The organism is Micromonospora sp. NPDC049891, assembly GCF_040660295.1.
Classification (GTDB): domain Bacteria; phylum Actinomycetota; class Actinomycetes; order Mycobacteriales; family Micromonosporaceae; genus Micromonospora.
Genome location: NZ_JBFAML010000002.1, coordinates 100120 through 125281 on the forward strand (window position 1 = coordinate 100120; position 25162 = coordinate 125281).

Sequence of the window (25162 nt, forward strand, 5' to 3'; positions counted from 1 at the left end):
CCGAGGTGTTGCAGGTGGCATGCAGACTACTGACTCCTGTCCGTCATCGGAGTGAGGCTCTGCGTGACCAACGTTGACGTACCGGCCCGGAGTGCCGCCATCTCGCCGAATGCCACAAATCCCGCCAGGAACCCCCGACTGTCGTTCGGCCAGGAGCGGATCTGGTTCACCGAACAGCTCACCCCCGGCACGGCCGCGTACGTCATCCACGCCACGGTACGACTGCGCGGGCCACTGGAACTGGACCTGCTGCGGGCCGCTGTCGACGCCACCACCGCCCGGCACGACAGCCTGCGGATGCGGTTCACCGAGAACGCCGACGGAGAACCCGTCGGGCACGTCCAGCCGGCGGTGCGGGTACCGGTCACCGTCACCGCCGCGTCGACGGAGTCCCACGCCCGCGACCTGATCGCCGCCGCGGTGCACACTCCGTTCGACCTCGCCGTCGCGCCCCTGCTGCGGGTGCTCGTCGTCCGGCTCGGCGAGCACGAACACCTGGTGCACGTCGCAACGCACCACATCGTCGGTGACGGCTGGTCGCTGGACCTGCTGCTGCGCGAGATCGCCGCCAGCTACGGCGCGCTGCGCGACTCGGGCCCGCCGCCGGACGCCCCGACGATCAGCTACGTCGACTACGCGGCATGGCAACGCGACCGCCTCGACGGGCCGGCGACCGGTGACGGGTTCGCCTACTGGACGCGGGCGCTGGCCGGCGTACCCCCGCTGGAACTGCCCACCGACCGCCCCCGCCCGGCCGTGCAGTCCCACGCCGGAGACACCTGCCGCTTCGCGTTCGACGGCGAACTGACCGACGCGTTGCGCCGACTGAGCCGCACCCACCGGGCGACGCTCTACATGACCCTGCTCACCGGCCTGCAGGCGGTGCTGTTCCGGTACAGCGGCCAGCGGGACTTCGCCGTCGGTTCACCTGTCGCCGGGCGGGTGGTGCCCGAACTGGAGAATCTCGTCGGCCTGTTCGTCAACACCCTCGCCCTGCGCGCCGACCTGTCCCCGGTCGCCGCGACCGCCGACGTCCCGGAGACCGAGGCCAGCTTCTCCACCCTGCTGCGGCGCACCCGCACCACTGTCGTACGCGCCCTGGCCCACCAGGAGATTCCGTTCGAGCGCCTGGTCGCCGAACTCAACGTGCCCCGGGACGTCAGTCGCACCCCGGTGTTCCAGGTGCTGTTCACCCTGCAGAACTACGCGCAGGAGGGCGGCCGCTGGCCCGCCGGGCTGCGCGCCGAGGGGTTCGGCACCGACGCCGCAAGCGCCCGGTTCGACCTGTCGCTGTACGTCGGTGAGAGCGCGGACGGACTGCGTGGCATGTTCGTCTACAACACCGACCTGTTCGACGCGGCCACCGTACGGCGACTGGCGGCGAGCTTCGAGACGCTGCTGCGGGCCGCGGTCGCCGACCCGGACCTGCCCGTGGTCGACCTGGACCTGCTCATCCCCGCCGAACGGGACCGCACGTTGGCCCTCGGTCGGCCCGAGCGCGACGACGTCACAGGCGTGACCGGCCCGGCGCGGACCCTTGCCGACCTCATCGCCCCGCACGTCGCCGCGACCCCGGACACCCCGGCCGTGGTGTGCGGCCCGGACACCCTCTCCTACCGGGAGCTGGACCGCCGGGCCAACCAGCTCGCCCACTGGCTGCGTACCCGGGGCGTCGGCCCGGACCGACTGGTCGGCGTGCTGCTGGACCAGTCGGTCGAGCTGGCCGTGACCCTGCTCGGCGTGCTGCGGGCCGGCGGGGCGTACCTGCCGCTGGACCCGGAACAGCCCACCGGGCGGCTAGGCCTGATGCTCGCCGACGCCCGCCCGACCCTGGTGCTGACCGGCGGCGGGCTGCGGGACCGGCTACCCGCCGAGGTGGCGGCGGTCGACCTGGCCGAGATCGACGTCACGAGCCGGCCCGCCGACCGGCCGTCGACCGCCACGAGCACCGACAACCTCGCGTACGTCATCTACACCTCCGGTTCCACAGGCGTGCCGAAGGGCGTGGCCGTGGCGCACCGGCAGGTGCTGCGCTACCTGGACGGGGTCGCCGACCGGTTCGCGGTGGTGCCGGCCGCCCGGTACGGGCTGCTGCAGTCGATGTCGTTCGACTTCAGCGTCACCGTCTTCTATCTGGCCCTGGCAACCGGCGGTACGGTGCATCTGCTGCCGCGCCGGTGCACCGGCGCGGAACTTGCCGAGGCGTTGCGCAGCCACCAGATCGACTACCTCAAGATCACCCCATCGCACCTGGCTGCCCTGGCGGTCGACGCCGGTCCGGAGGGACTGCTGCCGGCCCGCGCGTTGATCCTCGGCGGTGAGGCGTCCGATCTGGAACGGACGCGTCCGCTGGCCGCCGCCGGTCGGGCCCGGGTGTTCAACCACTACGGCCCCACCGAGGCGACAGTCGGCGTCGCCACCTACGAGGTGACCGCCGATGGACCGGACACCGGGCCGGTGCCGGTCGGCCGCCCCCTGCCGTACGCCCGGGTGTACGTGCTCGACGAGCGGATGCGTCCGGTGCCGGTCGGGGTGCCCGGTGAGCTGTACCTCGGCGGCGACCGGCTCGCCCGGGGCTATCTCGGCCGGGACGAGTTGACCGCCGAGCGGTTCGTGCCCGACCCGTACGGCCCACCGGGCGCACGTCTGTACCGCACCGGCGACCTGGGCCGCTGGCGCGCCGACGGGCAACTGGTCTTCCTCGGCCGCCGGGACCACCAGGTGAAGATCCGCGGTTACCGGGTCGAACTCGGTGAGATCGAGGCCGCGCTGCGGGACTGCCCCGGCGTGGGGCAGGCGGCGGTGCTGCTGCGTGACGACCGGCTGGTGGCCTACCTGGAGCCGGTGCCCGGTGGGACCGGGTTGGAGCCGGCGCGACTGCGTCACCACCTGGCCGACCGGCTCCCCGACCACATGCTGCCCAACCGCTGGGTGCACCTGGACCGGTTGCCGTTGCAGGCACACGGCAAGGTGGACCGGCAGGCCCTGCCCGCTCCCACCGACGAGCCGCCGACCGGCGAGCGGGTGGTGCCCACCGGGCCGGTGGAAGCCCTGGTCGCGGGGATCTGGCGGGAGGTGCTCGGCATCGCCGAGGTCGGCGCCACCGACGACTTCTTCGACCTGGGCGGGCACTCCCTGCTCGCCACCCAGGTGGTGGCCCGACTGCGCCGGGAACTGCCCGCCGTGGTGGGCGGCGCCGCGCCGGCCGTCAGCGTGATGGACCTGTTTCGCCACCGCACCGTACGCGACCTGGCCGGTCTGGTCGCCGGGGACGGAGCGGGCGCGGTCGGCCTGCTGCACGAACTGACAGCGCCGATGCCCGTCGCCGCGCGGATCGCCACAGTGGTCTGTGTCCCGTACGGCGGCGGTAGCGCCGTGGTCTACCAGCCGTTGGCCGATGCGCTGCCGCCCGGGTACCGGTTGCTGTCGGTGGCGGTGCCGGGGCACGACATCGGCCTGGCGGACGATCCGGCGCCGATCGACGAGGTCGCCGCCGAGGTGGTCGCCGAGGTGCTGGCGCAGGTAACGGGGCCACTGATCCTGTACGGACACTGCGGCCCCGGCGGGGCGCTGGCGGTGGAGGTCGCCCGGCGGTTGGAGGCCGCCGGCCGGGACCTGACGGCCGTCTACCTCGGCGCGGTCTTCCCGTTCGGCCGGCCCACCGGCGGTCTGCTCGGGTCGCTGCTGCGACTGCGCCTGGCCGAGCGGCTGCGCAGCGACCGGATCTACCGCACCTGGTTGCAGGCGCAGGGCACAAACATCGGAACGCTGGCCCCGGACGAGGTCCGGTTCCTGATCCGCGCGATGCGCCACGACGCCGAGGTGTCCGAGGAGTACTTCACCGAACTCATGCGGCAACGGGTGACTCCGCTCCGCGCGCCGATCGTCTCGGTGGTCGGTGAGCGCGACCGCAGCACCGACTTCCACGAGGAACGCTACCGGGAGTGGCACTTCCTCAGCGACCGCACCGCACTCGCGGTGATCGATGAGGCCGGCCACTACTTCCTCAAGTACCGGGCCGCCGAACTCGCCGAGATCGTCACCGGGGTACACCGGCACCTCGACGCGCCACCGACCGGCCCGGTGCCGGCCGGCGGCCCACCCGACGCATCGTCCCCAGTGCCCCGGCCGCCGGTCACGACCGGCCGGAGCGCCGCGCGGTCGACCGGGCCGGATCCGCGTACCGCGCTCGCCGCACCGCCCGCCTGGCAGCTCGCCGGCACGTCCCGGCAACCCGGCGACGGCCCACCGACACCCGGCGCGCGGACGGCGCTGGATACCGCGCCGCCGCCGAGTCTGCGCCGCTTCGGCCTGGTCGCGGCGGGTCAGATCGTCTCCGGCATGGGCACCGCGCTCACCACCTTCGCGGTACCACTGTGGATCTACACCCAGACCGGATCGCTCGCCCGGTTCGCCCTGTTCGCCGTGCTCGCGGTGCTGCCCGGCCTGCTCGTCGCGCCGCTGGCCGGTGCGCTTGTCGACCGCTTCAGCCGACGCCGCGTCCTGGTGGCCGCCTGCGTCGCGGCGGGGAGCGCCAACGCGGTGCTGGCCGCGCTGGTGCTTGTCGACCTGGTCGAGGTCTGGCACTTCTACCCGTTCACCGCGTGGTTGTCGGTGGCGTTGGCGTTCCAACGGCTGGCCTTCGTCTCGGCGGTGCCACAGCTGGTGCCGAAACGCTTTCTCGGGCATGCCAACGGTCTCGCGCAGACCGCTGTCGGCCTCACCCAGTTCACTGTGCCGCTGCTCGCCGTGGCGCTGCTCCAGGCCGTGGGACTGCGCGGCATCCTGCTCATCGACGTCGCGTCGTACCTGTTCGCGCTCGGTGTGCTGGCCGTGGTGAGGTTCCCCCGTACGCTGGCACTGCGCCGCCGGGAGGGCATCGGCGCGGAGATCCTCGCCGGCCTGCGCTACTCGCTGCGGCGGCGGGAGTTCCGCGCCATGCTGGCGTTCTTCGCGGCGCTCAACTTCTTCCTGTTCCCCGTGCTGTTCCTGCTCTCCCCGCTGGTGCTGGGTTTCGCCGAACTCGACGACGTGGCCCGGGTGGCGCTGACCGGTGGGGTCGGCGCGGCAACCGGCGGGCTGGTCATGCTGGTCTGGGGTGGCCCGCGCCGCCGCCGGATGCGGGCGGTGCTGTTCGGCACCCTCGGCATCGCGGCGGCCGCCGTGGTCACCGGGCTGCGGCCGAACCTGCTGCTCATCGGCGCCGGGGCGTTCGGCATGTACCTGGCCCTCGGCATCGTCAACGGCGTCTACAACACGATCATCCAGACCAAGGTGCCGCCCCGGGTGCACGGCCGGGTCTTCGCGCTCAACCAGATGGTCGCGCAGTCCACCCTGCCGCTGGGCTGGGGACTCGTCGCACCGGCCGCCGCCCGGGTGGTGGAACCGATGCTGCTCGCCGACGGCGCGTTGGCCGGCAGCGTCGGCCTGGTCATCGGCGTCGGTCCGGGGCGCGGTCACGGGCTGCTCTATGTGCTCTTCGGCGTCGGCATCGCGCTCATCGCGCTGGTGTCACTTGCCACTCCGGTGCTCGCCCGCTTCGACGACGTGGTGCCCGACGCCCCACCGGACGACCTCGTCGGCATCGAGGAACGCCGCACGAGGGCCACCGGGACGGTGGGCGGGCCGGCGCTCGTCGCCGCGTCCGGCGAGCGGGTGGGCCGCTGATGAGCACCGTGCCCCGAACCGTGCCCGACCTGCTCGACTGGCGAACCGCGCTGCATCCGGACCGGGTGGCCGTCGAGGTGCACGGCGTGGCCAGTCTGACCTTCGCCGAGTGGTCCGCCGGGTCCCGCTCGGCCGCCGTCGCCCTGCTGAACCGGGGACTGCGGCCGGGTGACCGGGTGGGCCTGCTCTTCGGTGCCCGGGACTGGACGCGGTTCGCCGTGGCTTACTGCGGGGTGCTGCGGGCCGGCGGGGTAGCCGTGCCGCTGTCCGACCGGCTCGCCGCCGGACAGCTCGGGTACGCGCTGACGCACTGCGCGGCCACCGCCGTCGTACACGGCGACGGCACGCCAGCCCCGTCCGTGCCGGCCGGACTGACGGTCCACCGCAGCGGGGAACTGCTCGCCGAGGCGTCCACCGGCCCCGCCGCCACCGCCGGGCCCGCCGACCTGGCGCAGATCCTCTACACCTCCGGTACGACCGGACGCCCCAAGGGGGTGGCGGCCAGCCACGCCAACCTCACCACCGGTGCACCCCACCATCCGCGCCGGCTGGCGCTCGCCCACTCGGAGCGGTTCCTGCACGCCTTCGCGATCGGCACGAACGCCGGGCAGACCATGCTGCTCAACGCGCTCACCGCCCGGGCCGCCGCGCTCACCCTTGCCCACTTCACGCCGGTCCGGTTCGCCCGACTGATCGAGGCCCCCGGCACCGGGACGCTCTTCGTCGTCCCGTCGATGGCCCACGAACTGCTGGACTCCGGGGCGCTCGAAGGCCGCGACACCCGTGGCGTACACCTGATCGGCTCCACCGCCGCGCCGCTGCCACCGGCGGTCGCGGCCCGGCTGGCGGTGGCCTTCCCGACGGCCACCATCGTCAACTACTACACCTCCACCGAGGCCGCGCCGGCCCAGACCACGATGGTCTACGACCCGTCGCGGCGGGACTCGGTCGGTCGGCCGGTCGGCGGCCAGCTGATGATCGCCGACGCCGACGGCGCGCCACTGCCCGTCGGCACCACGGGTGAGGTCTGGTTGCGCGCCCCGCATCCGCGCTCCTACTACCGCGACGACGCCGCCAACCGGGCCACCTTCCGGGCCGGCTGGGTCCGCATGGGTGACATCGGGCGCGTCGACGCCGACGGCTACCTGTACCTCACCGACCGGCACCAGGACGTGATCAAGACCGGGGCGTTCAAGGTCTCCACCCTCGAGGTCGAGGCGGCACTGCACGAGCATCCGCTTGTCGCCCAGGCGGCGGTGGTGGGCGTACCGCACCCGGTGCTTGGCTCGGCCGTCGCCGCGGCAGTCGTACCCCGACCGCAGGCCGATCCGGACGGCCTCGCCCTGCCGGCGCTGCGCGGCTTTCTCGCCGACCGGCTGGCCGACTACCAGCTGCCAGCCCGGCTGCTGCTGCTCGACCGGTTGCCCCGCAACGAGGGCGGCAAGGTGCTCAAACGGCAGCTCACCGACCTGTTCGACAACTGACCACCACCAGCACAACCATGGGAGCGCATGTGGGCACCGCCGAGGCGACATACGCACAGCACGCAGTCTGGTTCACCGAGCAGGCCGGGGTCGCCGGCACCGCCTATCACATGGCCCTGGGCATCCGGTTCGCCGCCGGACTGGACCGCCGGGCTCTCGTCGCCGCGTGCGCCGCGCTGACCGAGCGGCATCCGATCCTCGCCGCCCGGGTCACCGGCGACGACGACGGCAACCCACGGCTGGTGCCCGCCGACACCCGACCCTCGGTCGCCTCCGGTGAGCTGACCGACGCGCGGATCGCCGAGGAGATCGCCCGGCCGTACGACCTGCGGACCGGCCCGCTGGCCCGGTTCACCCTGCTGGCCGGTGCCGACGGCACCCACCTGCTGCTGGTCACAGCCCACCACCTGGCCTTCGACGGCATGTCCAAGGATGTGGTGGTCCGGGACCTGGCCACCGCGTACGCCGCTGCCCGTGCCGGCGAACCGGTCCCGCCCGTACCCTCCGCCGACGGGTACGCGGGCCTCGCCGCCGCTGAACAGCATCGCGTCGCCGTCGACCTGCCCGCCGCCCGCGCCTACTGGGCACGGCACTGGACCGGCCCACAGGACGTGCTGCTGCCGGGCCTGCGTCGGCTGCCGACCGGCGCCGAGCCGGGTGCCGCGGTGACCGTCGAGCTGCCCACGGAGGTGACCGAGGGGATCGGGCGGGCCGCCCGGTCGCTCGGGGTGACCCGCTTCGAACTGCTCTTCGCCGCGCTGCACGCGCTGCTCGCGCGGTACGGCAACGGGGCGGTCCCGGTGGGGGTGTCACTGTCCACCCGGACCCCGGACCAGGCCGACCGGATCGGGTTGTTCGTCAACGAACTGCCGGTCACCGCCGACCCGCCCGAGGGCACCTTCGGTGCGTACGTGCGCGCCGTCCGGGCCCGGGTCCGCGAGGTCTACCGGCACCGTGCCGTGCCGCTGGCCCAGGCGGTGTCCGGTCTGCGGCCGGCCCCGGCACTGACCCCGGTCAGCATCGGCTACCGGCGGCGTGGTGAAGAGCCGGCCTTCCCCGGGGTCGCCAGCCAGGTCGACTGGACCCTGTTCTGTGGTGCCGCCCGCAACGCGCTGCACGTGCAGATGGTCGACGCGCCCACCGGGCTCACGATCAGCCTCCAGCACAGCCCGGCAGCCATCGACACCGACGCCGTACGCCGGATCGGCGGTCACCTGCGTACCCTGCTCGCGGCGGCGGTCGCCGACCCCCACCGACCGGTGGCGGAGCTGCCGATCCTGCCGGCCGACGAGTTCGACCTGGTCACCGCCGGTTGGAACGACACCACCCGGCCGTATCCCGAATCGACGGTCACCGCCCTGTTCGCCGCCCGCGTGGCCGCGGACCCGGACGCACCGGCCCTCGTCGACGGCGACCGTACGCTCAGCTACGCCCAGCTCGACGCCGCCGTCGCCCGGCTCGCCGAGGTGCTGCGGCGGCACGGCGTGACCCCGGGTGTGCTGGTCGCGGTGGTGCTGGACCGGTCCTGGCCGGCGGTGGTCGCCATGCTCGCGGTGCTGCGCTGTCGGGCCGCCTATCTGCCGATCGACCCCGGCAATCCGCCGGCCCGTCGGGACATGGTGCTCACCGACGCCGCCCCGGCTCTGGTCGTCACGGGCAGCGCCGACGCGTCGGGATGGCCCACCCTGGCTCTCGACCGGATTGACCTCCTCGACGGCCCGGAGCCGGCGCGCCCCGTCGACGAACCGACCGCGCAGGACCTGGCGTACGTGCTCTACACCTCCGGCTCGACCGGCCGGCCCAAGGGGGTGGCGGTACGGCACGGCGCGCTGGCCAACCTGCTGCGCGGCGTAGGTGATCTGCTGGGCAGCGGCCCGGCGGACCGGTGGCTGCACCTGACGTCGCTGTCGTTCGACATCTCCACGGTCGAGGTCTTCCTGCCGCTGGTCACCGGGGGTCGGGTGGTCGTCGCCTCGGGAGTCAGCGCCCTGGACGGCCCGGCCGTGCTACGGCTGCTGCACACCGCCGGGGTGACCCACGCACAGGCCACCCCGTCCGGCTGGCGGGTGCTGCTGGAGGCCGGTCTCGGCACACCCGCGTCGACGGGCGACGGCACCACGCCGTTGCCGCTCGTCGCGATCGCCGGGGGCGAGGCACTGCCGGTCACCCTCGCCCGGGAGCTGCGGGCCCGTACCGCCCGGCTGGTCAACGGGTACGGGCCGACCGAGGCGACCGTCTACGCGACGATGGCCGACATCCCGGCGGACGAGGTGACGATCGGACGGCCGTTGCCGAACGTGCGGGCCTACCTGTTGGACACCGCCCGCCGTCCGGTGCCGGTCGGACTGCCCGGCGAGCTGTACCTGGCCGGCGCCGGGCTCGCCGAGGGCTACCGGGGACGCGGCGACCTCACCGCCGAGCGGTTCCTGCCCGACCCGTTCGGGTCGGCTGGCGGTCGGCTCTATCGCACCGGTGACCGTTGCCGCTGGTTGCCGGAGGGGCGGATCGAGTTCCTCGGGCGCCTCGACGACCAGGTCAAGATCAGGGGACACCGGATCGAGCTGGGTGAGGTCGACGCCCGGCTGCTCGACCATCCGGACGTGGCCGGCGCGGCGACCGTGCTGCGGCACGACGCCGGTGAGGCGTCGCTTGTCGCGTACGTGGTGTGCCGGGCGGGCGTCGTCGTGGCCCCGGCCGAGCTGCGTCGACACCTGGCGTCGAGCCTGCCGCCCGCCGTGCTGCCCAGCGGTTACGTGCTGCTCGACCGGCTGCCACTGAACCCGAACGGCAAGGTGGACCGGGCCGCCCTGCCGGCTCCCGCCGCGGCGCTGACGCCGGCCGTCGCCGCCGTCCCGCTCGCCGCCGCCACCGCCGCCGACGACTCGGCCGTGGCCGTACCGGGTGACGACCCGGTGGTGGCACAGCTGCGGCTCATCTGGCAGGAGGTGCTGCGCATTCCCGACATCGGCCTGCACGAGGACCTGTTCGACCTGGGTGGGCACTCGCTGCACATCACCCGGATCAGCGGCCGGATCCAGCAGCGGCTCGGCGTGGAGGTACCGCTGGAGGCATTCTTCGACACCCCGACCATCGCCGAGATCGCCCAGCTCGTCCGGCAGTCCGGAAAGGAGTTCTGAGCATGGCCGCCACCGAACGGCGAACACACCTCGCGGAACTGGTCAGCGCGGCCACCGGCGGTGACGTCACGGCAGCCGACGTGCTCGCCGGCGACTCCATGATCGCCCTGGGCGTCGACTCGCTAGCGCTGCTGCGGCTGGTCGACGCCATCGAGTTGGAGTACGGCGTGGAGGTCGAACTGGCCGGCACGGGCCGCCCGGTGGACAGCATCGACGACCTCGTGGCGTTACTGGGCGACCAGGACGACCGGGCCGGGGAAGCTGGCCCACGAGGCGCGGCTCACTGAGACGTGGATCGCCCGGCACCAGAGCGACAGTGGTCTGGTGCCGGGCAGGTCCGCTCCGACGGGCGGCACAGCGTGGCGGGCAGTGGCCCGGGGCGCCTCGGTCAGCTGGCCGTGCAGGTTGGTGTCGGTGTGCTGGGCGTACCGGTGGCGGAGCCGAGGAAACCGAACGTGGTGCTGGCGCCCGCGGCGAGACTGCCGTTGTAGCTGACGTTGCGGGCGGTCACCGCCGACCCCTGGCTGGTGACCGTCGCGTTCCAGGCCTGGGTGACCGTCTGCCCGGCCGGGTACGTCCAGGTCACCGTCCAGCCATTGATCGCCGAGCCGCCCGCGGTGACCCGCACCTCGCCCTGGAAGCCGCCGGACCACTGGTTGGTCACCGTGTAGGTCGCGGTGCAACCGCCACCGCCGGGCGGCGGGGTGGTGGGCGGCGGAGTGGTGGGCGGGGGCGTGGTGGGCGGCGGCGTCGTCGGCGGCGGCGTGGTCGGTGGGGGCGTGGTCGATCCGCCCCAACCGGCGGTCGAGTCGAGCCAGGCGGCACGGCGCAGCATCCAGTCCCGCATGAACTCGACCTGCCCCTGCCAGGTCGGCGAGGTCGGCGTGATGAAGGGCCCGATCATCCGGGTGCTCAGGTTGGGCCAGCGCTGGAAGTTGCGTTGCGCTGCCGCCGTCAGCGGTGTGCTGAGGTTGTTGATGCGGGCCTGCAACGACGCGTCGGAGAGCGGGCCACGGCGTAGCGTCTGCCAACGCAGCCGGACCTCGTTGACGAAGGCCGGGTCGCGCATCAGCTGCGTGAACCAGTCGTTGGCCACCGGTTGGCGGACCTGCTGGTACTGCCAGCCGGAGGTCTGGTCGTTCTGGAAGAAGCCACCCACCCCGAAGCTGAGGTCGTAGTCCCAGAGCGGACCGGCGAAGATCTTGGTGTCGCGGTCCTTGTAGAAGTACGCGCTGCGGATGTAGGAGTCCATCTCCCGGCTCAGTTCGTTGATGATGAGCTGGTCGATGAACGAGCCCACGTCGATGTACGCCCGATAGCCACTGACCGGGTCGGCGAAGTTCGGCGCCCGCAGCACGTTGTGGAACTCCTGGATGTGGTTGCGCAACCAGTCGCGCTGCTCGGGTTGCAGTGGCGACGGATCGGCCACCTCGAGGTAGTTCCAGCAGCTCGCCGCCGGTCCGGTGCAGGGCAGCGTCGGCTCCTCGGCGGCCATCCACTCGAACTTCCAGATGTAGCCGCCGGTGATCCTCGGCAGGGTCCGGTCATCGGAGCGGAGCTGCTTGAGGTCGAGACGGTTCTTGGAGTTCTTGATCGTCTCGACGATCATGTAGACACCCATGTAGTCGTCGGCCCCGACCGGGCCGGCGTCGGTGTTCAGGTAGAACTCCGCGAAGGCGTACCGGGGCGCCGGCAGGCCCATCTGCCGCCCGAGGTCGTAGACGAACGCCTCCCGGATCAGGGCCTTGTCGCTGAACGGCCCGCGTAGCACCCAGTCGGAGTCGGCGGGCATGCCGAGCACCGGGTAGTCGGCGTCGTCGTCGGCGTTGTCCCAGAATTCGAGCCGGAACGGCGTCTTGGCGAACATCGCCGACGACTGGCCGCGCAACCGGAACCCGGCCCGGGTCGCCACGGTGGGGGCGGCGGCCAGGGAGGTGCTTCCGCCACCCGGTTCGAAGATCATCGTGGTGGCGTCGAAGTACTCCCGGTCAGGCCGGCCGGCGCCGTACGAGTCGATCAGGACGACCGGCAGGTCGTGCGCGGTGCTGGTGTTGCGGGCGACGTACATGGCGGTGCCGGGTGCCCCGGAGGCGGTCTGTCCGACGAACGCCTGGGCCCGCAACTGCGTCGTACGGGTGAACCGCAGCGCCGATCCGGAGTAGAGCGGCGACTGCGCGTTCGGCAGGCGTCCGTCGGTGGTGTAGCGGATCTGGGCGCCGCTGACGGTGGTGCCCAGCGACACCGACACCTCGCCGGAGAAGGTGCCGCTCGGTACGGAGAAGGTGATGTCACCGACCAGGTCCTCGGCGGCGGCCGCGGCCGCGACGGCGTCCGCGGCGGTGCTGGCACCGGTGGTCCTTTCGACCTGGCTTGTGGAACCGCTGGACGTGCCGGCGACGGGCTCGGCGCCGGCCGGTGTCGGCGGCGGGACGAGGATCCCGGTGACCAGCACGGCGACGGCCGCGATCCCCGCGATGCGCAGGGGTGCCGCCGAGGTGCCGGCGCTGCGGTCGGTCAGACGCACGATGCCTCCTGAACGGGACGGTGGGTGGTGGCGGTCGGTGCCGTGCCCACCGACGGGGTGGTGCGGAAGTGGCGGCGCAGGGTCCGTCGCCAGGGCGAGTCCGGCAGGTCCGGACGCAGCGCGGCCAGACCTGTCGCGTACTTGGAGATGCGGGCGGGCCGCAGCCCTCGTTGCCACAGCAGCCGGTCGGCGAGTGACGCGGCGGCACTGGTCTTGGTCTCGACCACGGCCAGGCTGGGCAGGTGCAGCGAGGTGTCGCCGGCCTGCCAGGCGAGTCCGGTGTCGATGGTGACCCGGCTGGCGGTGGCCGGCAGCAGCAGGGTGGCCCGTCGGTAGGTGGTGACCAGGACCGGGTCGAGCGCGCTGCCGGCGGGCGGGCAGATCGCCTCCCGTACCAGCGCCTCGTCGACGAAGTCCTGGCCGGGGCCCACCGTCGTGCGGTCGCGCGGATCGTAGGGCAACCGGTGTTTGGTGATGCTGTCGCGGGCCCCGCTGATCTTGACTTCGAGCCAGCACTGGGCCGAGTCGAGATAGGTGCGGGTGCGCACCTTGAAGCGCCGCCGCCGCCGGTAGGCCGCGCAGTGATAGCTGGCCAACCGCGCGGTGTCGAAGTACACCGACTCGTAGCGGAAGCTGCGCGCACCGTCGATCTCCAGCACCCTCGCGTACGGGGTGAGCTGGTCCAGCAGCTGGGGCAGCCGGTCGAGTGGGACGAGGTACTTGCGGTCCACCCTGGTCTGCAGCGCGGCCCGGTCGATGAGCTCGGCCAGCCCGATGGTGTCCATGACCGCCAGTGGCGCGGTTATCGGTTGGCTGCTCATCGGTGGGCTCCCGCCTGTGCCGGAGTGGCGGCGGCCCTGGCGGCGCGACCCTTGACCGAGTACCGGACGTCGACAACTGTGGTCTCGTTGACCAGGTCGAGTCGCTGCACGGTGGCGACGTGCACACGTGCGCCGAGCAGTTGCTCAAGCTGGGCGACGAGGGTGACGTGGTCGGTCACGGCGGAGTCGAGCACCATGATCTGGTGCCGGTAGTGGCGGAGTAGCCGGGGATGGTCACCCAGGAACATCACCACGAGGATCAGGCCCATCAGTCCGCCGCTGAGCCAGACCGAGGTGGTGCTCAACGCGCCGAGGATGCCCAGCGCCAGCGCTGAGAAGTAGTAGGCGACCTCGTGCTGGTCGAGCTCCGTCGACCGCAGGCGAATGATCGACAGTACGCCGAACAGCGCCAGCCCGAGCCCGAGCCCCGCGCCGACGTTGCTGGCGCTGAGCGCGCTCGCCACCGCGAGGACACCGACGTTGACGCCGAGGTAGGCGACGACGAGGTCGCGGCGGCGGTGCCTCGGGAAGTAGAGCCCGAAGACGAGCAGCACCACCGCGCCGATGTCGATCGCGAACAGGATGAGCTGCGACATCTGGTGTCTTCCTCCTGGGTCGCTGTCGCGCCGGCCCGGCACCGTCCCACTCGTCGGCACGAGCTGCGGCCTGGCGACCGAACGCAACCGAAAGTCTCGGTAAACTTGCGGGAACTATTCCGAGAATAGTAATGGCGTCCATCGAATAAGGTCAATGGTTATCCGGGGTCAACCTGGACTTTTGGCGCACTCGACGCAGCCATGCCCCGCCGAATCTGGCCGATGTCGCTGGTCAGCGCTTGATTGCGTGCGGGCGGACCGAACGTGGATCGACGGTGAACCCAGGGTAAACAACACCTCCTGCCGCCACTCGCCGCGACGGCGGCCACCTCGCACGGCAGATGGTTGGCCAGGGCTGTCGCCTCGGGCGCGATTCGTTCGGGTGTGTCTCGACCGACGCCGGTCGGTCGATGCCCGCGCCGGTTCGCGCGGCGCGAGAGCCGGTCGCGGGTCGTGGTCGGGTGGTCGACCGGGGCGGGCCGATAGTCATCGAAACCGTATTGACATGTTTCGCTGTCAAGCTCGAAACTTACCCGTAGCCGGCAATCGATGTCCTTCGATCTGGCTGTCCATCCTTCGCCGTCTGCCCAATGAGGTCCCGAGTGATCACAAAGCTGGGCCGTTCCCGCGCTCGTTCGACGGTCGTCGTACTGACGGTGACAGCAATCGCTCTTGCCGCGACGACCTGGCTGGTGGCGAGGGTCGGTACGGCCCGGGCCGCTGCCGGGATCGCAGCCGCTTCGCCGGTGGAGGACGAGGGTGTCGACTGTCCGACCCCGATCCCGGGCTCGCCCACGGCGAACCCCAGGCTGCCCGACCCCTTCCGCAGGCTCGACGGGAGCCGGATCTCGACAAAGGCCGACTGGCGTTGTCAGCGAGCGGAGACCAGGCAGCTCGCGCAGCGGTACGTCTACGGCGACAAGCCGGCGAGACCGCAGACCGTCAGCGGCACGGTCTCGAACACCGCCATCACGGTGAACGTGGCCCACAACGGCCGCACCGCCAGCTTCTCCGCGAGCGTGCAACTGCCCAGCGGCGGCAGTGGACCCTATCCGGCAGTGGTGGTGCTGGGCGGGTTCGGCGCGGACACCGCCACCATCCGGTCCGCCGGCGCCGCCGTGATCAACTACGACCCGCTCGCGGTCGGGCGGGAAGGCACCCCACGCAACAACAAGCAGGGTGCCTTCTACAGCATCTACGGCTCGTCCAGCGGCAGCGGACTGCTGGTCGCCTGGGCCTGGGGCGTGAGCCGGATCATCGACGTCATCGAGCAGGCGGGCGGTGGCATCCTGCGCGCCGACGCGACGGGCGTCACCGGGTGCTCCCGCTACGGCAAGGGCGCCTTCGTGACGGGTGCGTTCGACCAGCGCATCGCGCTGACCATGCCCATCGAGTCGGGCAGTGCCGGTTCGCCGATCTTCCGCGGCATCCCGGGCGAGTCCGGCGCCCAACCGCTGAGCAGCGCGTACGGCGAGCAGCCGTGGCTGGGCGACGCCTTCGGCTCGTACACCGGCAACCCGGCCAACCTGCCGGTCGACACCCACCAGACGGTGGCCATGGTGGCCCCACGTGGCCTGCTCATCATGGACAATCCGCACATCGACTGGTTGGCGGCCCGGTCGTCAAGCGTCGCGGCACTGGCCGGAGCGGAGGTCTACCGGGCGCTCGGCGCGGGCGACAACATCAGCTACTGGTCCGACGTCCAGGACGGCACACACTGCGCCTCCCGGTCGGAGTGGCGTACCCCGTTGCAACAGCACATCCAGAAGTTCCTGCACAAGACGGGCAGCTCGGCGGGCGTCTTCCGGATCTCCAGCCGTAAGGCCGGCAACCTGTCCGAGTGGCGGGACTGGCAGACCCCGACCCTCGCCGACGGTCCGACGACGCCGCCGACCACGCCGCCGACCACCCCGCCCACCGCGCCTTCCACGACGCCACCCACCACCCCTCCGACGACGTCTCCCACCACGCCACCGGCGAGCGGCGCCTGCTCGGCGTCGGTGTCGATCAATCAATGGACCGGCGGCTTCGTCGCCACCGTACGGGTCACCGCCGGCTCCGCTCCGGTCAACGGCTGGACGGTGGCCATGACGCTGCCCTCCGGCGCCAGCGTCACCAACTCGTGGAACGCCCAACGCAGCGGCTCCAGTGGCGCGGTCACCTTCAGCAACGTCAGCTACAACGGGTCGATCGCCGCGGGGCAGTCGACCGAGTTCGGTTTCCAGGGCACCGGCACCGCCGGTGGGATGACTCCCACCTGCGCCGCCGGCTAGTTCCCCGCGCTGTGGGTCGAGCCTCTGGGCGCGACGGCGACCGCTGTCGCGTCCAGTGACGCTCCGAAACTTCCGGGGGAACTTCCGGAAATCATTGACGTGCATGAAATCTCGCTGCAATACTTCGGCCCAGTAAGACCGCTGCGCTCCCTTTGGCCGGGATCGCGTCGTCAACCCTTTTCGCACATACGCGTCCGGATTCATGCTGCCCAGAACGGGCCACCGGACCCGGAAGGAGCGTCAGATGGCCAACTCTTCCCGAGCACCCGGACGGTCGAGGCGACTGCGCACCGCGCTCGTGGTCTCAGCCGCCGTCGGTCTGCTCGCCACCGCGGGCGCCGTGGTTCTTCCCGGCAGCGCCAGCGCCGCGAGCACCCTCGGCGCCTCGGCGGCCGAGCGCGGTCGGTACTTCGGCACCGCCGTCGCGGTGAACAGGCTCAGCGACTCGGCGTACACGACCATCCTGAACCGCGAGTTCAACCAGGTCACCGCCGAGAACGAAATGAAGATCGACGCGCTCCAGCCGAACCAGGGGCAGTTCAACTACGGCAACGCCGACCGGCTGGTCCAGCACGCCCGTAGCCAGGGCATGCAGGTTCGGGGCCACACCCTGGCCTGGCACTCGCAGCAGCCCGGCTGGATGCAGAACATGTCCGGCACCACGCTGCGTAACGCCATGCTCAACCACGTGACCCAGGTCGCCACCCACTTCCGGGGTCAGATCGCGTGGTGGGACGTGGTGAACGAGGCGTTCCAGGACGGGTCGAGCGGTGCCCGCCGTGACTCGAACCTCCAGCGCACCGGTAACGACTGGATCGAGGCGGCCTTCCGCGCGGCACGTCAGGCCGACCCGAACGCCCAGCTCTGCTACAACGACTACAACATCGACAACTGGAACGACGCCAAGACCCAGGCCGTCTACCGGATGGTCCAGGACTTCAAGAGCCGCAACGTTCCGATCGACTGCGTCGGCCTCCAGTCGCACTTCACCGGCGGTTCGAACTACCCGAGCAACTACCGCACCACGCTGTCCAGCTTCGCCGCCCTCGGCGTCGACGTGCACATCACCGAGCTGGACATCCGTAACGCGCCGTCCGACGCGTACCGCAACGTGGTCAACGACTGCCTCGCCGTCGCGCGCTGCAAGGGCATCACCGTCTGGGGCATCCGCGACTCGGACTCGTGGCGCTCCAGCGAGAGCCCGCTGCTGTTCAACGGCAGCGGCCAGAAGAAGCCGGCGTACGACGCGGTGCTCGCCGCGCTGAACAACGGCACCCCGCCGCCCACCGGCAACCCGACGACCCCGCCCCCCACCGGCAACCCGACCACTCCGCCGCCCAGCGGTGGGTGCACCGCGACGGTGACGCCCGGTCAGGTCTGGGGTGACCGCTACAACACCTCCGTGACGGTCAGTGGGGCCAGCACCTGGTCGGTGGTCGTGGCCATCACCTCGCCGCAGAAGGTCTCCTCGACCTGGAGTGGCAGCTTCAGCTGGGACGGCAGCGGAAACATCATGACCGTCCGTTCCAACGGCAGCGGCAACACGTTCGGCTTCACCACGATGATGAACGGCAACTCCAGCGCCCGACCGCAGATCAGGTCCTGCACCGCAGGCTGACGACCGAGCCGAGCCACACCGGCCGTGCGGGGCTTGCCCCGCACGGCCGGTGCTCGTTCGTCCCGACGTCGCCTGGCGTCCGCGGGGATCGGGGGAGGCGAGCGTAGGCGGGATTGCCGGCGGGGCCGGCCATGGCCCCGGGTTCATTGACTGCCGTCCGGCCGCTGCCGTACCGTCGCAGCGACAGCCATCGATGCCGGACGTGGCGACCGAGCCGGCGCCGTGTCTGCCAGGCGACTCCTCGGGCACGGTCGCCGGGCGAGATGGGCCGCGATGGCCGGGTCGATGCCGCTGGCGCGCCCGGCCACGCACACGCCGCTGCCGGCTGCCGCCTCGGTACGCGATCACGACCTGTTGTGCGACGGAGGTTCCGTCGCCGTTGTGAGCGCGAACAGTTCCGGCCGCCCGGACCGCGGCCGGGACTGAAGGAGAGAGCAATGGTGAAACGGAAGCGCATCGCCCTGCTCGCCGCCGCAGCGGCCAGCACCGTCGTCACCGCCGCCGTCGGAGTGGCGGTCGCACACGCCGCGGCCGTCGGTTGCGCGGTTCGGTACACGGTCTCCGCACAGTGGCAGGGCGGCTTCAACGCCGACGTGACCATCACCAACCTCGGCGAACCTGTGTCGTCGTGGCGCCTGACCTGGGCGTACGCCTCTGGGCAGCGGGTGACGCAGGCGTGGAGCGCCACAGTGACGCAGGACCTCGCGCAGGTGACCGCGACGAACGTGTCGTACAACGGGGCGATCGGCATCAACGGCACCGCGAACTTCGGGTTCAGTGGCTCGTGGAGCGGCAGCAACCCGGTGCCGACCGCGTTCGCGCTCAACGGGGTGACCTGCACCGGCTCCAGCAACCCTGGCCCGACCCCGACCCCGACCCGCACCACTCCGCCGCCGGTGGCCGACTATCCGCCCACCGGCCGACTCTGTGCCAGCAGCGATCTGATCGACATCGGAAAGTACTGGATTCCCAACAACCAGTGGGGCGCCACCGGTGCCAGCGGCAGCCAGTGCATCTGGTCCAACGGAGGCCCGGGGGACCCCATCTACTGGGGGACCAGCTACACCTGGAGCGGCGACCCGAGCAGCGTCAAGTCGTACGCGGCGGCGATCCTCGGCTGGCACTGGGGCTGGCGGCGGCCGAACACCGGCCTGCCGGTGCAGCTCTCCGCGAACCGTGACGTCAACACCAACTGGCGCTTCAACGTCACCTCCAACGGTGCCTCGAACATGAACGTCGCGTACGACATGTGGTTCCACCCGATGGCCAACCCGGGTTCCGCGGACCAGCCCACCGACGAGCTGATGATCTGGCTCTACCGCTCCAACGCGTCGCCGGCCGGTACCCGCCAGGGCACGGTCACCATCGCGGGTACCACCTGGGAGGTCTGGCGTGGCTACGTGGGCACCTGGAACGTCTACTCCTACGTGCGGGCCAGCAACACCACGAGCGCGACACTGAACATCCGCGACTTCACGAACGACGTGGTCTCCCGGGGCTGGATGAGCAGCTCGAAGTATCTGACAAGCGTTCAGGCGGGGCCGGAGATCTTCACCGGCAGCGGCGAGGTCAACACGACGTTGTATCAGGTCACCGTCGGCTGAGCCGGACCGGCCGGGTCCGATCGAAGGACATCATTGACCACTACCGTTAAGACTCTTTAAGATTTGGCTGCCTCGAGGAACCCAGCACCCGTAACGCCACGGCCGGTCATCGGCGGCTCCACAGCGACCGGCCGTGGCGGCACGGCACCCTCACCTGCCATGGGAAGGTCCTCGATGTCCTCACCACGTCCCCGGCCACGCTCGGCCCTGGCCGCCGGTCTGCTCGCGCTGGTCACCGCCGGTGCCACAGTCGCCGTCACCCCGACCGCCGCGCAGGCGGTGGTCCTGCCCAACAACTTCAAGAGCGTGGGTTACCTGCCCTCGTGGACCGGCAACGTCAACTCGGTGCAGTACAACAAACTCACCCACATCAACTACGCGTTCGTGCTGCCCAACAGCAACGGCACCCTGCGCGCGGTGGAGAACCCGAGCAAGCTCACGTCGCTGGTGTCGCTGGCCCGGGCGAACAACGTGAAGGTCTCCATCGCCATCGGCGGCTGGAACGACGGTGACGACTCCGCCTTCGAGGCCCTCGCGGCCAACGCCAGCACTCGCACCACGTTCGTCAACAGCGTGGTCAACTTCGTCAACCAGTACGGCCTCGACGGCGTCGACATGGACTGGGAGTACCCGGACCCGGGTGCATCGGCCAACAATTTCAGCCTGCTGATGCAGCAGTTGAGCAACGCGTTGCGCCCGCAGGGCAAGCTGCTCACCGCGGCGGTTGTGGCGGAAGGCTACTACCGCGACGGCGTACCGACGTCGGTCTTCAACTATGTGGACTTTCTCAACATCATGGCGTACGACGGCGGCAGCCCACACGCCAACTACGACTGGTCGATCAACGCGGTGAACGGCTGGAAGGCCCGTGGCCTGCCGGCCGGCAAGGCCATCCTCGGCGTGCCCTTCTACAGCCGGCCCGGCTACTACACGTACACCCAGCTGGTCGGCATGGACCCGGCCAACGCCAACCGGGACTGCACCACCGTCGGCGGTGCCCAGCAGTGCTACAACGGTGTACCCACCGTCAAGCGCAAGACCCAGTGGGCGATGGCCAACGCCGGCGGGATGATGAACTGGGAACTGACCCAGGACACCGGTGGCTCGACCTCGCTGGTCAGCGCGATCTACGACACCGTGATGGGCGGCTCCCCGCCACCGACCGGCCGGACCGGCCAGATCACCGGCATCGCCGGCAAGTGCGTCGACGTCGCCGCCGCCAGCACCGCGAACGGCACCGCGATCCAGCTCTACACCTGCAACGGCACCAACGCCCAACGGTGGACCGTGGCCAGCGACGGTACGCTGCGCGCCCTCGGCAAGTGCCTGGACATCACAAGCGCCGGCACCGCCAACGGCACCCCGATCCAGCTGTGGGACTGCAACGGCACCGGCGCCCAGCTCTGGCAGGCCCAGTCCAACGGCACGCTGCGCAACCCGGCGTCGAACAGATGCCTCGACGCCACCGGCAACAGCTCCGCCGACGGCACCAGGTTGCAGATCTGGGACTGCTTCGGCGGCGCCAACCAGGTCTGGCGGCTGCCGGCCTGAGGTTCCCCGGCCAAGGTTCCGACCGGCGGCCGGCCAGTGAGGACGCTGGCCGGCCGCTCCCGACTGTGACGTTTCGTCACCGTAGCTCGCCGTCGTAGCGACTGGTAACGGATCGTGAGGATGTCGCTGACCCCGGGTATGCCCTCCACCGCCTTTGCTCTGCTTCACCCGACGCACTGACAGCTGAGCAGCGACGATCCGGCCGGCAGGGAGCCGGCGGAGGCCCAGCTTCGACACCGAGGGTCACCGTTGCGTGGGTTGAAGCAGAGCAAAGGCGACGAGGGGGTACGGGGAAGGGCGACGCATGGTTACTGAACGTGATGGATGCTGAGTTGCCTGCTCGAGGGCTGGCCAGGGGGCGGCTGGGCGGGTGGCGATCGGGTGAAGCGGCCGGGGTGGGGCGGTCGGCCTACCTGGTCAGCATGCTCCGGGCCTGGGCGAGGCCACCGACAAGTTCCCGCAGCGCCGCGACGATCGCCACTTCGAGATCCGGGCTGAGCCGGCTGACCGGCACCGAGACACTCACCGCGTCGACCGCCGGGCTGGTCAGCGGTACGGCCATCGCGAAGCACCGGATGCCCTCGGCGTTCTCCTCCCGGTCGACGGCGTGACCTGTGGTGCGCACTGCCGCGAGGGCAGCGTGCAGCGCCTCGGGCTCGGTGACCGTGTGCGGGGTGAGGCGGGCCAGCGGCCAGTTCAGCATCCGGTCGACGTCGTGGTCCGGATGCTCGGCCAGCAGGGCCTTGCCCAGCGCGGTGGCGTGCGCCGGCAGCCGGCGGCCGATCGCGCTGTAGAGCCGCAGTCGGTGCACCGACTCTCGTTTGGCGAGGTACACAACCTGGTCGCCGTCGAGCCGACCGAGGTGAACGGCTTCGCCGAAGCGACGGGACAACTCGTCGAGCACGCCGGAGAGCAGGCCGACCCGGTCGTCCCCGTCGAGGTAGGCGGCACCTACCCGCAGGGCGCGCAGGCCGAGCCGGAACCGGGTGCCGGTCTCGTCGGTGCGTACCCAACCGCGACTGGTGAGCGTGCGCAGCAGGCCGTGCAGGCTGCTCTTCGGGATGCCGAGCGCGCGGGCCAGGTCGCCGAGCGCCCAGGGCTGCGGGTGGTCGGCGAGCAGTTCGAGCAGGTCGAGGGTGCGCCCGGCCGACTTCACGGGCTGGAAGTCCTCGGGCGCGGTGGACACGGGGCCACTCTAGCGAAGGGTGTGCGCCTCCAGTAAGGTCACGTACGTGACCAACGTTCATGGTTCTGAACAGTTGTCGGTCGGTCGGGTGTTGCCCGTGGTGGTGCTCGACAACGCAGGGCTCGCCGACCCGCTCGGTGACGCCCTGGTCAAGGGTGGTCTGACCGCCGTCGAGGTGACCCTGCGTACCGCCGCCGGGCTGGACGCCATCGCGGCGCTCGCCGCCCGCGGTGACCTGACCGTCGGCGCCGGTACGGTGCTCACCGCCGAGCAGGCCGAACGGGCGATCGGGGCCGGCGCCCGGTTCGTGGTGACCCCCGGCTTCGCGCCGGCCGTGGTCCGCGCCTGCCAACAGGCCGGCGTGCCGGTGGTGCCCGGCGCCGCCACTGCCACCGAGATCCAGATGGCCCTCGACGCCGGCCTGAACGTGGTCAAGTTCTTTCCCGCCCAGCAGCTCGGTGGCGCGGCGATGATCAAGGCCCTCGCGGCGCCGTTCCGTGACGTCCGGTTCATCCCGACCGGCGGTATCACCGCCGAGGTGATCGCCGACTACCTGGCCCTTCCGGCGGTCCTGGCCGTCGGGGCGAGCTGGATGGTCTCGGCCGACCTCATCGCCGCCCAGCGGTGGGACGAGATCACCGCCCGTACGCGGGAGGCGCTGGCAGCGGCCGGGGGTGCGGCGTGAGCGTGGTGAACCCTCGGCCGAAGGCCGACTGCCACTACGACCTGGTTTCGCTCGGCGAGGTCATGCTGCGGCTCGACCCCGGAGAGGGCCGGGTTCGCACCGCCCGCCAGTTCCGGGTCTGGGAGGGCGGCGGCGAATACAACGTGGCCCGGGGTCTACGCCGCTGCTTCGGCCTGCGGACCGCGGTCGTCACCGCGTTCGCCCGCAACGAGGTCGGCCTGCTGCTGGAGGATCTGATCCTCCAGGGCGGCGTCGACACCAGTCTCGTCACCTGGCTGCCGTACGACGGCATCGGCCGCACCGTCCGCAACGGACTGAACTTCACCGAGCGCGGCTTCGGTGTGCGCGGAGCGGTCGGCACCTCCGACCGGGGCCACTCCGCCGCCAGCCAGCTCAAGCCGGAGGACGTCGACTGGGACCACCTCTTCGGCACGCTCGGGGTGCGCTGGCTGCACACCGGCGGCATCTACGCCGCCCTGTCGGAGACGGCCGCGCGGACCGCCGAGGCCGCGATGACCGCCGCCCGCCGGCACGGCACCCTCGTCTCGTACGACCTGAACTACCGGCCCAGCCTCTGGAAGGCCGTCGGTGGCCAGGACCGCGCGCGGGAGGTGAACAGCCGACTCGCCGGGCTGGTGGACGTGATGATCGGCAACGAGGAGGACTTCACCGCCTGCCTGGGCTTCCCGGTACCGGACACCGACATCCACAGTGGCGCGCTGGACGCCGGCAACTTCAAGGCGATGATCGAGGCCGTTGTTCAGGCGTACCCCAACTTCAAGGTGGTGGCGACCACCCTGCGCGGGGTACGCAGCGCGACCGTGAACGACTGGGGTGCCGTCGCCTGGGCCGGCGGCGCGTTCGCCGAGGCCACCCACCGGCCCGGCCTGGAGATCCTGGACCGGGTCGGCGGCGGCGACAGTTTCGCCTCCGGGCTGATCTACGGCCTGCTCGAACGCGACGGTGACCTGGCGCTCGCGGTGGAGTACGGTGCCGCGCACGGTGCGCTGGCGATGACCACTCCGGGCGACACGTCGATGGCCAGCCTGGCTGAGGTTGAGGCGTTGGCACGGGGAGCCGGCGCCCGCGTGCAACGCTGATGCGGACGGACCGATCCGCTCAGGGGAGCAGGTCGGTCCGGGCCGCACCGGTGGCCGGGTCGAACGGGTAGGACAGGTGCTGGTGCACCAGTTGCCAGGCGCCGTCGCGTCGGGCGAAGACCCGGGTACCGCGTGACCAGCTTTCGACGGTCGCGGCACCGGGCGGGGTGACCCGTACCCGGTTCAGGCCCCAGGCGACGGCGAGATCTCCGTCGACCACGAGCGTCTGGTCGGGTACCTCCCAGGTCACCGCGCCGTCGCCCGAGGCGTCGAGGCCGGCCTGGCAGATCTCGCGTACCGCCGGTTCGCCGAGATACCGCAGCGGCGCCTCGTGCTCGTACGACACGACATCAGCGGCGATCGGCTCCATCAGCGCGTCGAGGTTCTTCGCCGCCGTCGCGGCGAACCAACGCTGGTGCAGGTCGTGCAGCTCCCGCTCATCGGCGGCGGAATCCCGGTCGGAGGTCGAGTCGAGCGCGAACGAGTGATGTTCGTGGGTGACCACCCAGCGGTCGTCGTGGCGGCGTAGGCCCAGGGTGAGGCGCAACCGCCGGTCGGGGGCCTCGGCCAGGTCATCCTCAGTGCCGCAGCGCAGCAGGGCGTACGCGAACGCCACGTCGTCACCGGCGGTGACATCGAGCGACTCGATGTCGAACGACGCGCCCTGGGCCTGCCACCTGAAGAACGGCGGCCAGGTCTGCCGGTACGCGTCGATCCCGCGCACCCCCTGCTGCGGCGGCGGCACGTCGAACATCACGATGTCCTCGGCGTGGTCGGCGAGCACCGTGGCGAGATCCCCCTGGTGTACCGCCCTGGCCCAGTGTTCGATCAGCTCGCGGATCTGTTCTTCGTTCGTGGTCATGCTCGGCTCGGTCCTTCCGGGGTTGATCGGCTCCGTCACACCTACAACCCCGGC

15 protein-coding genes and 1 pseudogene are annotated in these 25162 nt (G+C 71.3%); 10 read left to right on the forward strand and 6 right to left on the reverse strand.

Annotation, left to right across the window (positions count from 1 at the left end):
- Window positions 1-63 precede the first annotated feature (63 nt).
- The 4 genes from AB0I71_RS03750 to AB0I71_RS03765 are packed head-to-tail and all read left to right on the forward strand — an operon-like array spanning window position 64 to window position 10575.
- Window positions 64-5667, forward strand: a complete 5604-nt coding sequence (locus AB0I71_RS03750; RefSeq protein ID WP_357581710.1) for an amino acid adenylation domain-containing protein — start codon at window positions 64-66, stop codon at window positions 5665-5667.
- Window positions 5667-7151: an AMP-binding protein gene (locus AB0I71_RS03755; protein ID WP_357581711.1), complete on the forward strand. Its 1485-nt coding sequence runs from the start codon at window positions 5667-5669 to the stop codon at window positions 7149-7151. The genes AB0I71_RS03750 and AB0I71_RS03755 overlap by 1 nt, the downstream gene beginning before the upstream one ends.
- Before the next feature lie 17 nt (window positions 7152-7168).
- A complete protein-coding gene (locus AB0I71_RS03760) occupies window positions 7169-10288 on the forward strand; it encodes an amino acid adenylation domain-containing protein (RefSeq protein WP_357581712.1) in 3120 nt (1039 codons plus the stop codon).
- Window positions 10289-10290: 2 nt separating this feature from the next.
- The gene (locus tag AB0I71_RS03765; protein WP_357581713.1) at window positions 10291-10575 is read left to right on the forward strand and encodes an acyl carrier protein; all 285 of its coding nucleotides are present in this window, start codon (window positions 10291-10293) and stop codon (window positions 10573-10575) included.
- A 101-nt stretch (window positions 10576-10676) separates the two neighbouring features.
- Here AB0I71_RS03765 and AB0I71_RS03770 read toward each other — a convergent pair whose 3' ends face one another.
- From AB0I71_RS03770 to AB0I71_RS03785, 4 genes and pseudogenes are all read right to left on the reverse strand, one after another.
- Complete coding sequence (locus AB0I71_RS03770; protein WP_357582004.1) at window positions 10677-12356, reverse strand: CotH kinase family protein; 1680 nt, start codon at window positions 12354-12356, stop codon at window positions 10677-10679.
- Window positions 12357-12368: 12 nt separating this feature from the next.
- A pseudogene (locus AB0I71_RS03775) lies at window positions 12369-12812 on the reverse strand (chitobiase/beta-hexosaminidase C-terminal domain-containing protein); the annotation flags it as partial.
- Window positions 12803-13633, reverse strand: a complete 831-nt coding sequence (locus AB0I71_RS03780) for a polyphosphate polymerase domain-containing protein (protein WP_357581714.1) — start codon at window positions 13631-13633, stop codon at window positions 12803-12805. The gene AB0I71_RS03780 and the pseudogene AB0I71_RS03775, both read right to left, overlap by 10 nt.
- The gene (locus AB0I71_RS03785; protein WP_357581715.1) at window positions 13630-14229 is read right to left on the reverse strand and encodes a DUF4956 domain-containing protein; all 600 of its coding nucleotides are present in this window, start codon (window positions 14227-14229) and stop codon (window positions 13630-13632) included. Before AB0I71_RS03785 ends, AB0I71_RS03780 begins: the two co-directional genes overlap by 4 nt.
- Before the next feature lie 602 nt (window positions 14230-14831).
- Between AB0I71_RS03785 and AB0I71_RS03790 the strand changes: the two genes are divergently transcribed.
- From AB0I71_RS03790 to AB0I71_RS03805, 4 genes are all read left to right on the forward strand, one after another.
- A complete protein-coding gene (locus tag AB0I71_RS03790; RefSeq protein ID WP_357581716.1) occupies window positions 14832-16502 on the forward strand; it encodes a cellulose binding domain-containing protein in 1671 nt (556 codons plus the stop codon).
- 244 nt (window positions 16503-16746) lie between these two features.
- Window positions 16747-18120: an endo-1,4-beta-xylanase gene (locus AB0I71_RS03795; RefSeq protein ID WP_357581717.1), complete on the forward strand. Its 1374-nt coding sequence runs from the start codon at window positions 16747-16749 to the stop codon at window positions 18118-18120.
- A gap of 437 nt (window positions 18121-18557) precedes the next feature.
- Window positions 18558-19724, forward strand: a complete 1167-nt coding sequence (locus AB0I71_RS03800; protein ID WP_357581718.1) for a cellulose binding domain-containing protein — start codon at window positions 18558-18560, stop codon at window positions 19722-19724.
- Between the two features lie 174 nt (window positions 19725-19898).
- Complete coding sequence (locus tag AB0I71_RS03805; RefSeq protein WP_357581719.1) at window positions 19899-21275, forward strand: glycosyl hydrolase family 18 protein; 1377 nt, start codon at window positions 19899-19901, stop codon at window positions 21273-21275.
- Between the two features lie 409 nt (window positions 21276-21684).
- On the opposite strand, the gene AB0I71_RS03810 is transcribed toward AB0I71_RS03805, so the two are convergent.
- Window positions 21685-22461: an IclR family transcriptional regulator gene (locus tag AB0I71_RS03810; protein WP_357581720.1), complete on the reverse strand. Its 777-nt coding sequence runs from the start codon at window positions 22459-22461 to the stop codon at window positions 21685-21687.
- Between the two features lie 46 nt (window positions 22462-22507).
- Between AB0I71_RS03810 and eda the strand changes: the two genes are divergently transcribed.
- Together eda and AB0I71_RS03820 are read left to right on the forward strand one after the other, a co-directional pair.
- On the forward strand, window positions 22508-23146 hold the full coding sequence (gene eda / locus AB0I71_RS03815) for a bifunctional 4-hydroxy-2-oxoglutarate aldolase/2-dehydro-3-deoxy-phosphogluconate aldolase (protein ID WP_357581721.1): 639 nt from the start codon (window positions 22508-22510) through the stop codon (window positions 23144-23146).
- A complete protein-coding gene (locus tag AB0I71_RS03820; RefSeq protein ID WP_357581722.1) occupies window positions 23143-24246 on the forward strand; it encodes a sugar kinase in 1104 nt (367 codons plus the stop codon). The genes eda and AB0I71_RS03820 overlap by 4 nt, the downstream gene beginning before the upstream one ends.
- 19 nt (window positions 24247-24265) lie before the next feature.
- Here the strand turns inward: AB0I71_RS03820 and AB0I71_RS03825 are convergent, their stop codons facing one another.
- Window positions 24266-25108, reverse strand: coding sequence for an SgcJ/EcaC family oxidoreductase (locus AB0I71_RS03825; protein WP_357581723.1), 843 nt, complete (start codon window positions 25106-25108; stop codon window positions 24266-24268).
- Window positions 25109-25162 lie beyond the last annotated feature (54 nt).

What these genes read in the sequence shown, in the direction of transcription:
- AB0I71_RS03795 (WP_357581717.1), top strand. Translation starts at nt 16,747, where the DNA reads ATGGCCAACTCTTCCCGAGCACCCGGACGGTCGAGGCGACTGCGCACC.
- AB0I71_RS03800 (WP_357581718.1), top strand. Translation starts at nt 18,558, where the DNA reads ATGGTGAAACGGAAGCGCATCGCCCTGCTCGCCGCCGCAGCGGCCAGC.
- AB0I71_RS03755 (WP_357581711.1), top strand. Translation starts at nt 5,667, where the DNA reads ATGAGCACCGTGCCCCGAACCGTGCCCGACCTGCTCGACTGGCGAACC.
- AB0I71_RS03760 (WP_357581712.1), top strand. Translation starts at nt 7,169, where the DNA reads ATGGGAGCGCATGTGGGCACCGCCGAGGCGACATACGCACAGCACGCA.
- AB0I71_RS03785 (WP_357581715.1), bottom strand. Translation starts at nt 14,229, where the DNA reads ATGTCGCAGCTCATCCTGTTCGCGATCGACATCGGCGCGGTGGTGCTG.
- AB0I71_RS03825 (WP_357581723.1), bottom strand. Translation starts at nt 25,108, where the DNA reads ATGACCACGAACGAAGAACAGATCCGCGAGCTGATCGAACACTGGGCC.
- AB0I71_RS03780 (WP_357581714.1), bottom strand. Translation starts at nt 13,633, where the DNA reads ATGAGCAGCCAACCGATAACCGCGCCACTGGCGGTCATGGACACCATC.
- AB0I71_RS03765 (WP_357581713.1), top strand. Translation starts at nt 10,291, where the DNA reads ATGGCCGCCACCGAACGGCGAACACACCTCGCGGAACTGGTCAGCGCG.
- AB0I71_RS03805 (WP_357581719.1), top strand. Translation starts at nt 19,899, where the DNA reads ATGTCCTCACCACGTCCCCGGCCACGCTCGGCCCTGGCCGCCGGTCTG.
- AB0I71_RS03770 (WP_357582004.1), bottom strand. Translation starts at nt 12,356, where the DNA reads ATGTACGTCGCCCGCAACACCAGCACCGCGCACGACCTGCCGGTCGTC.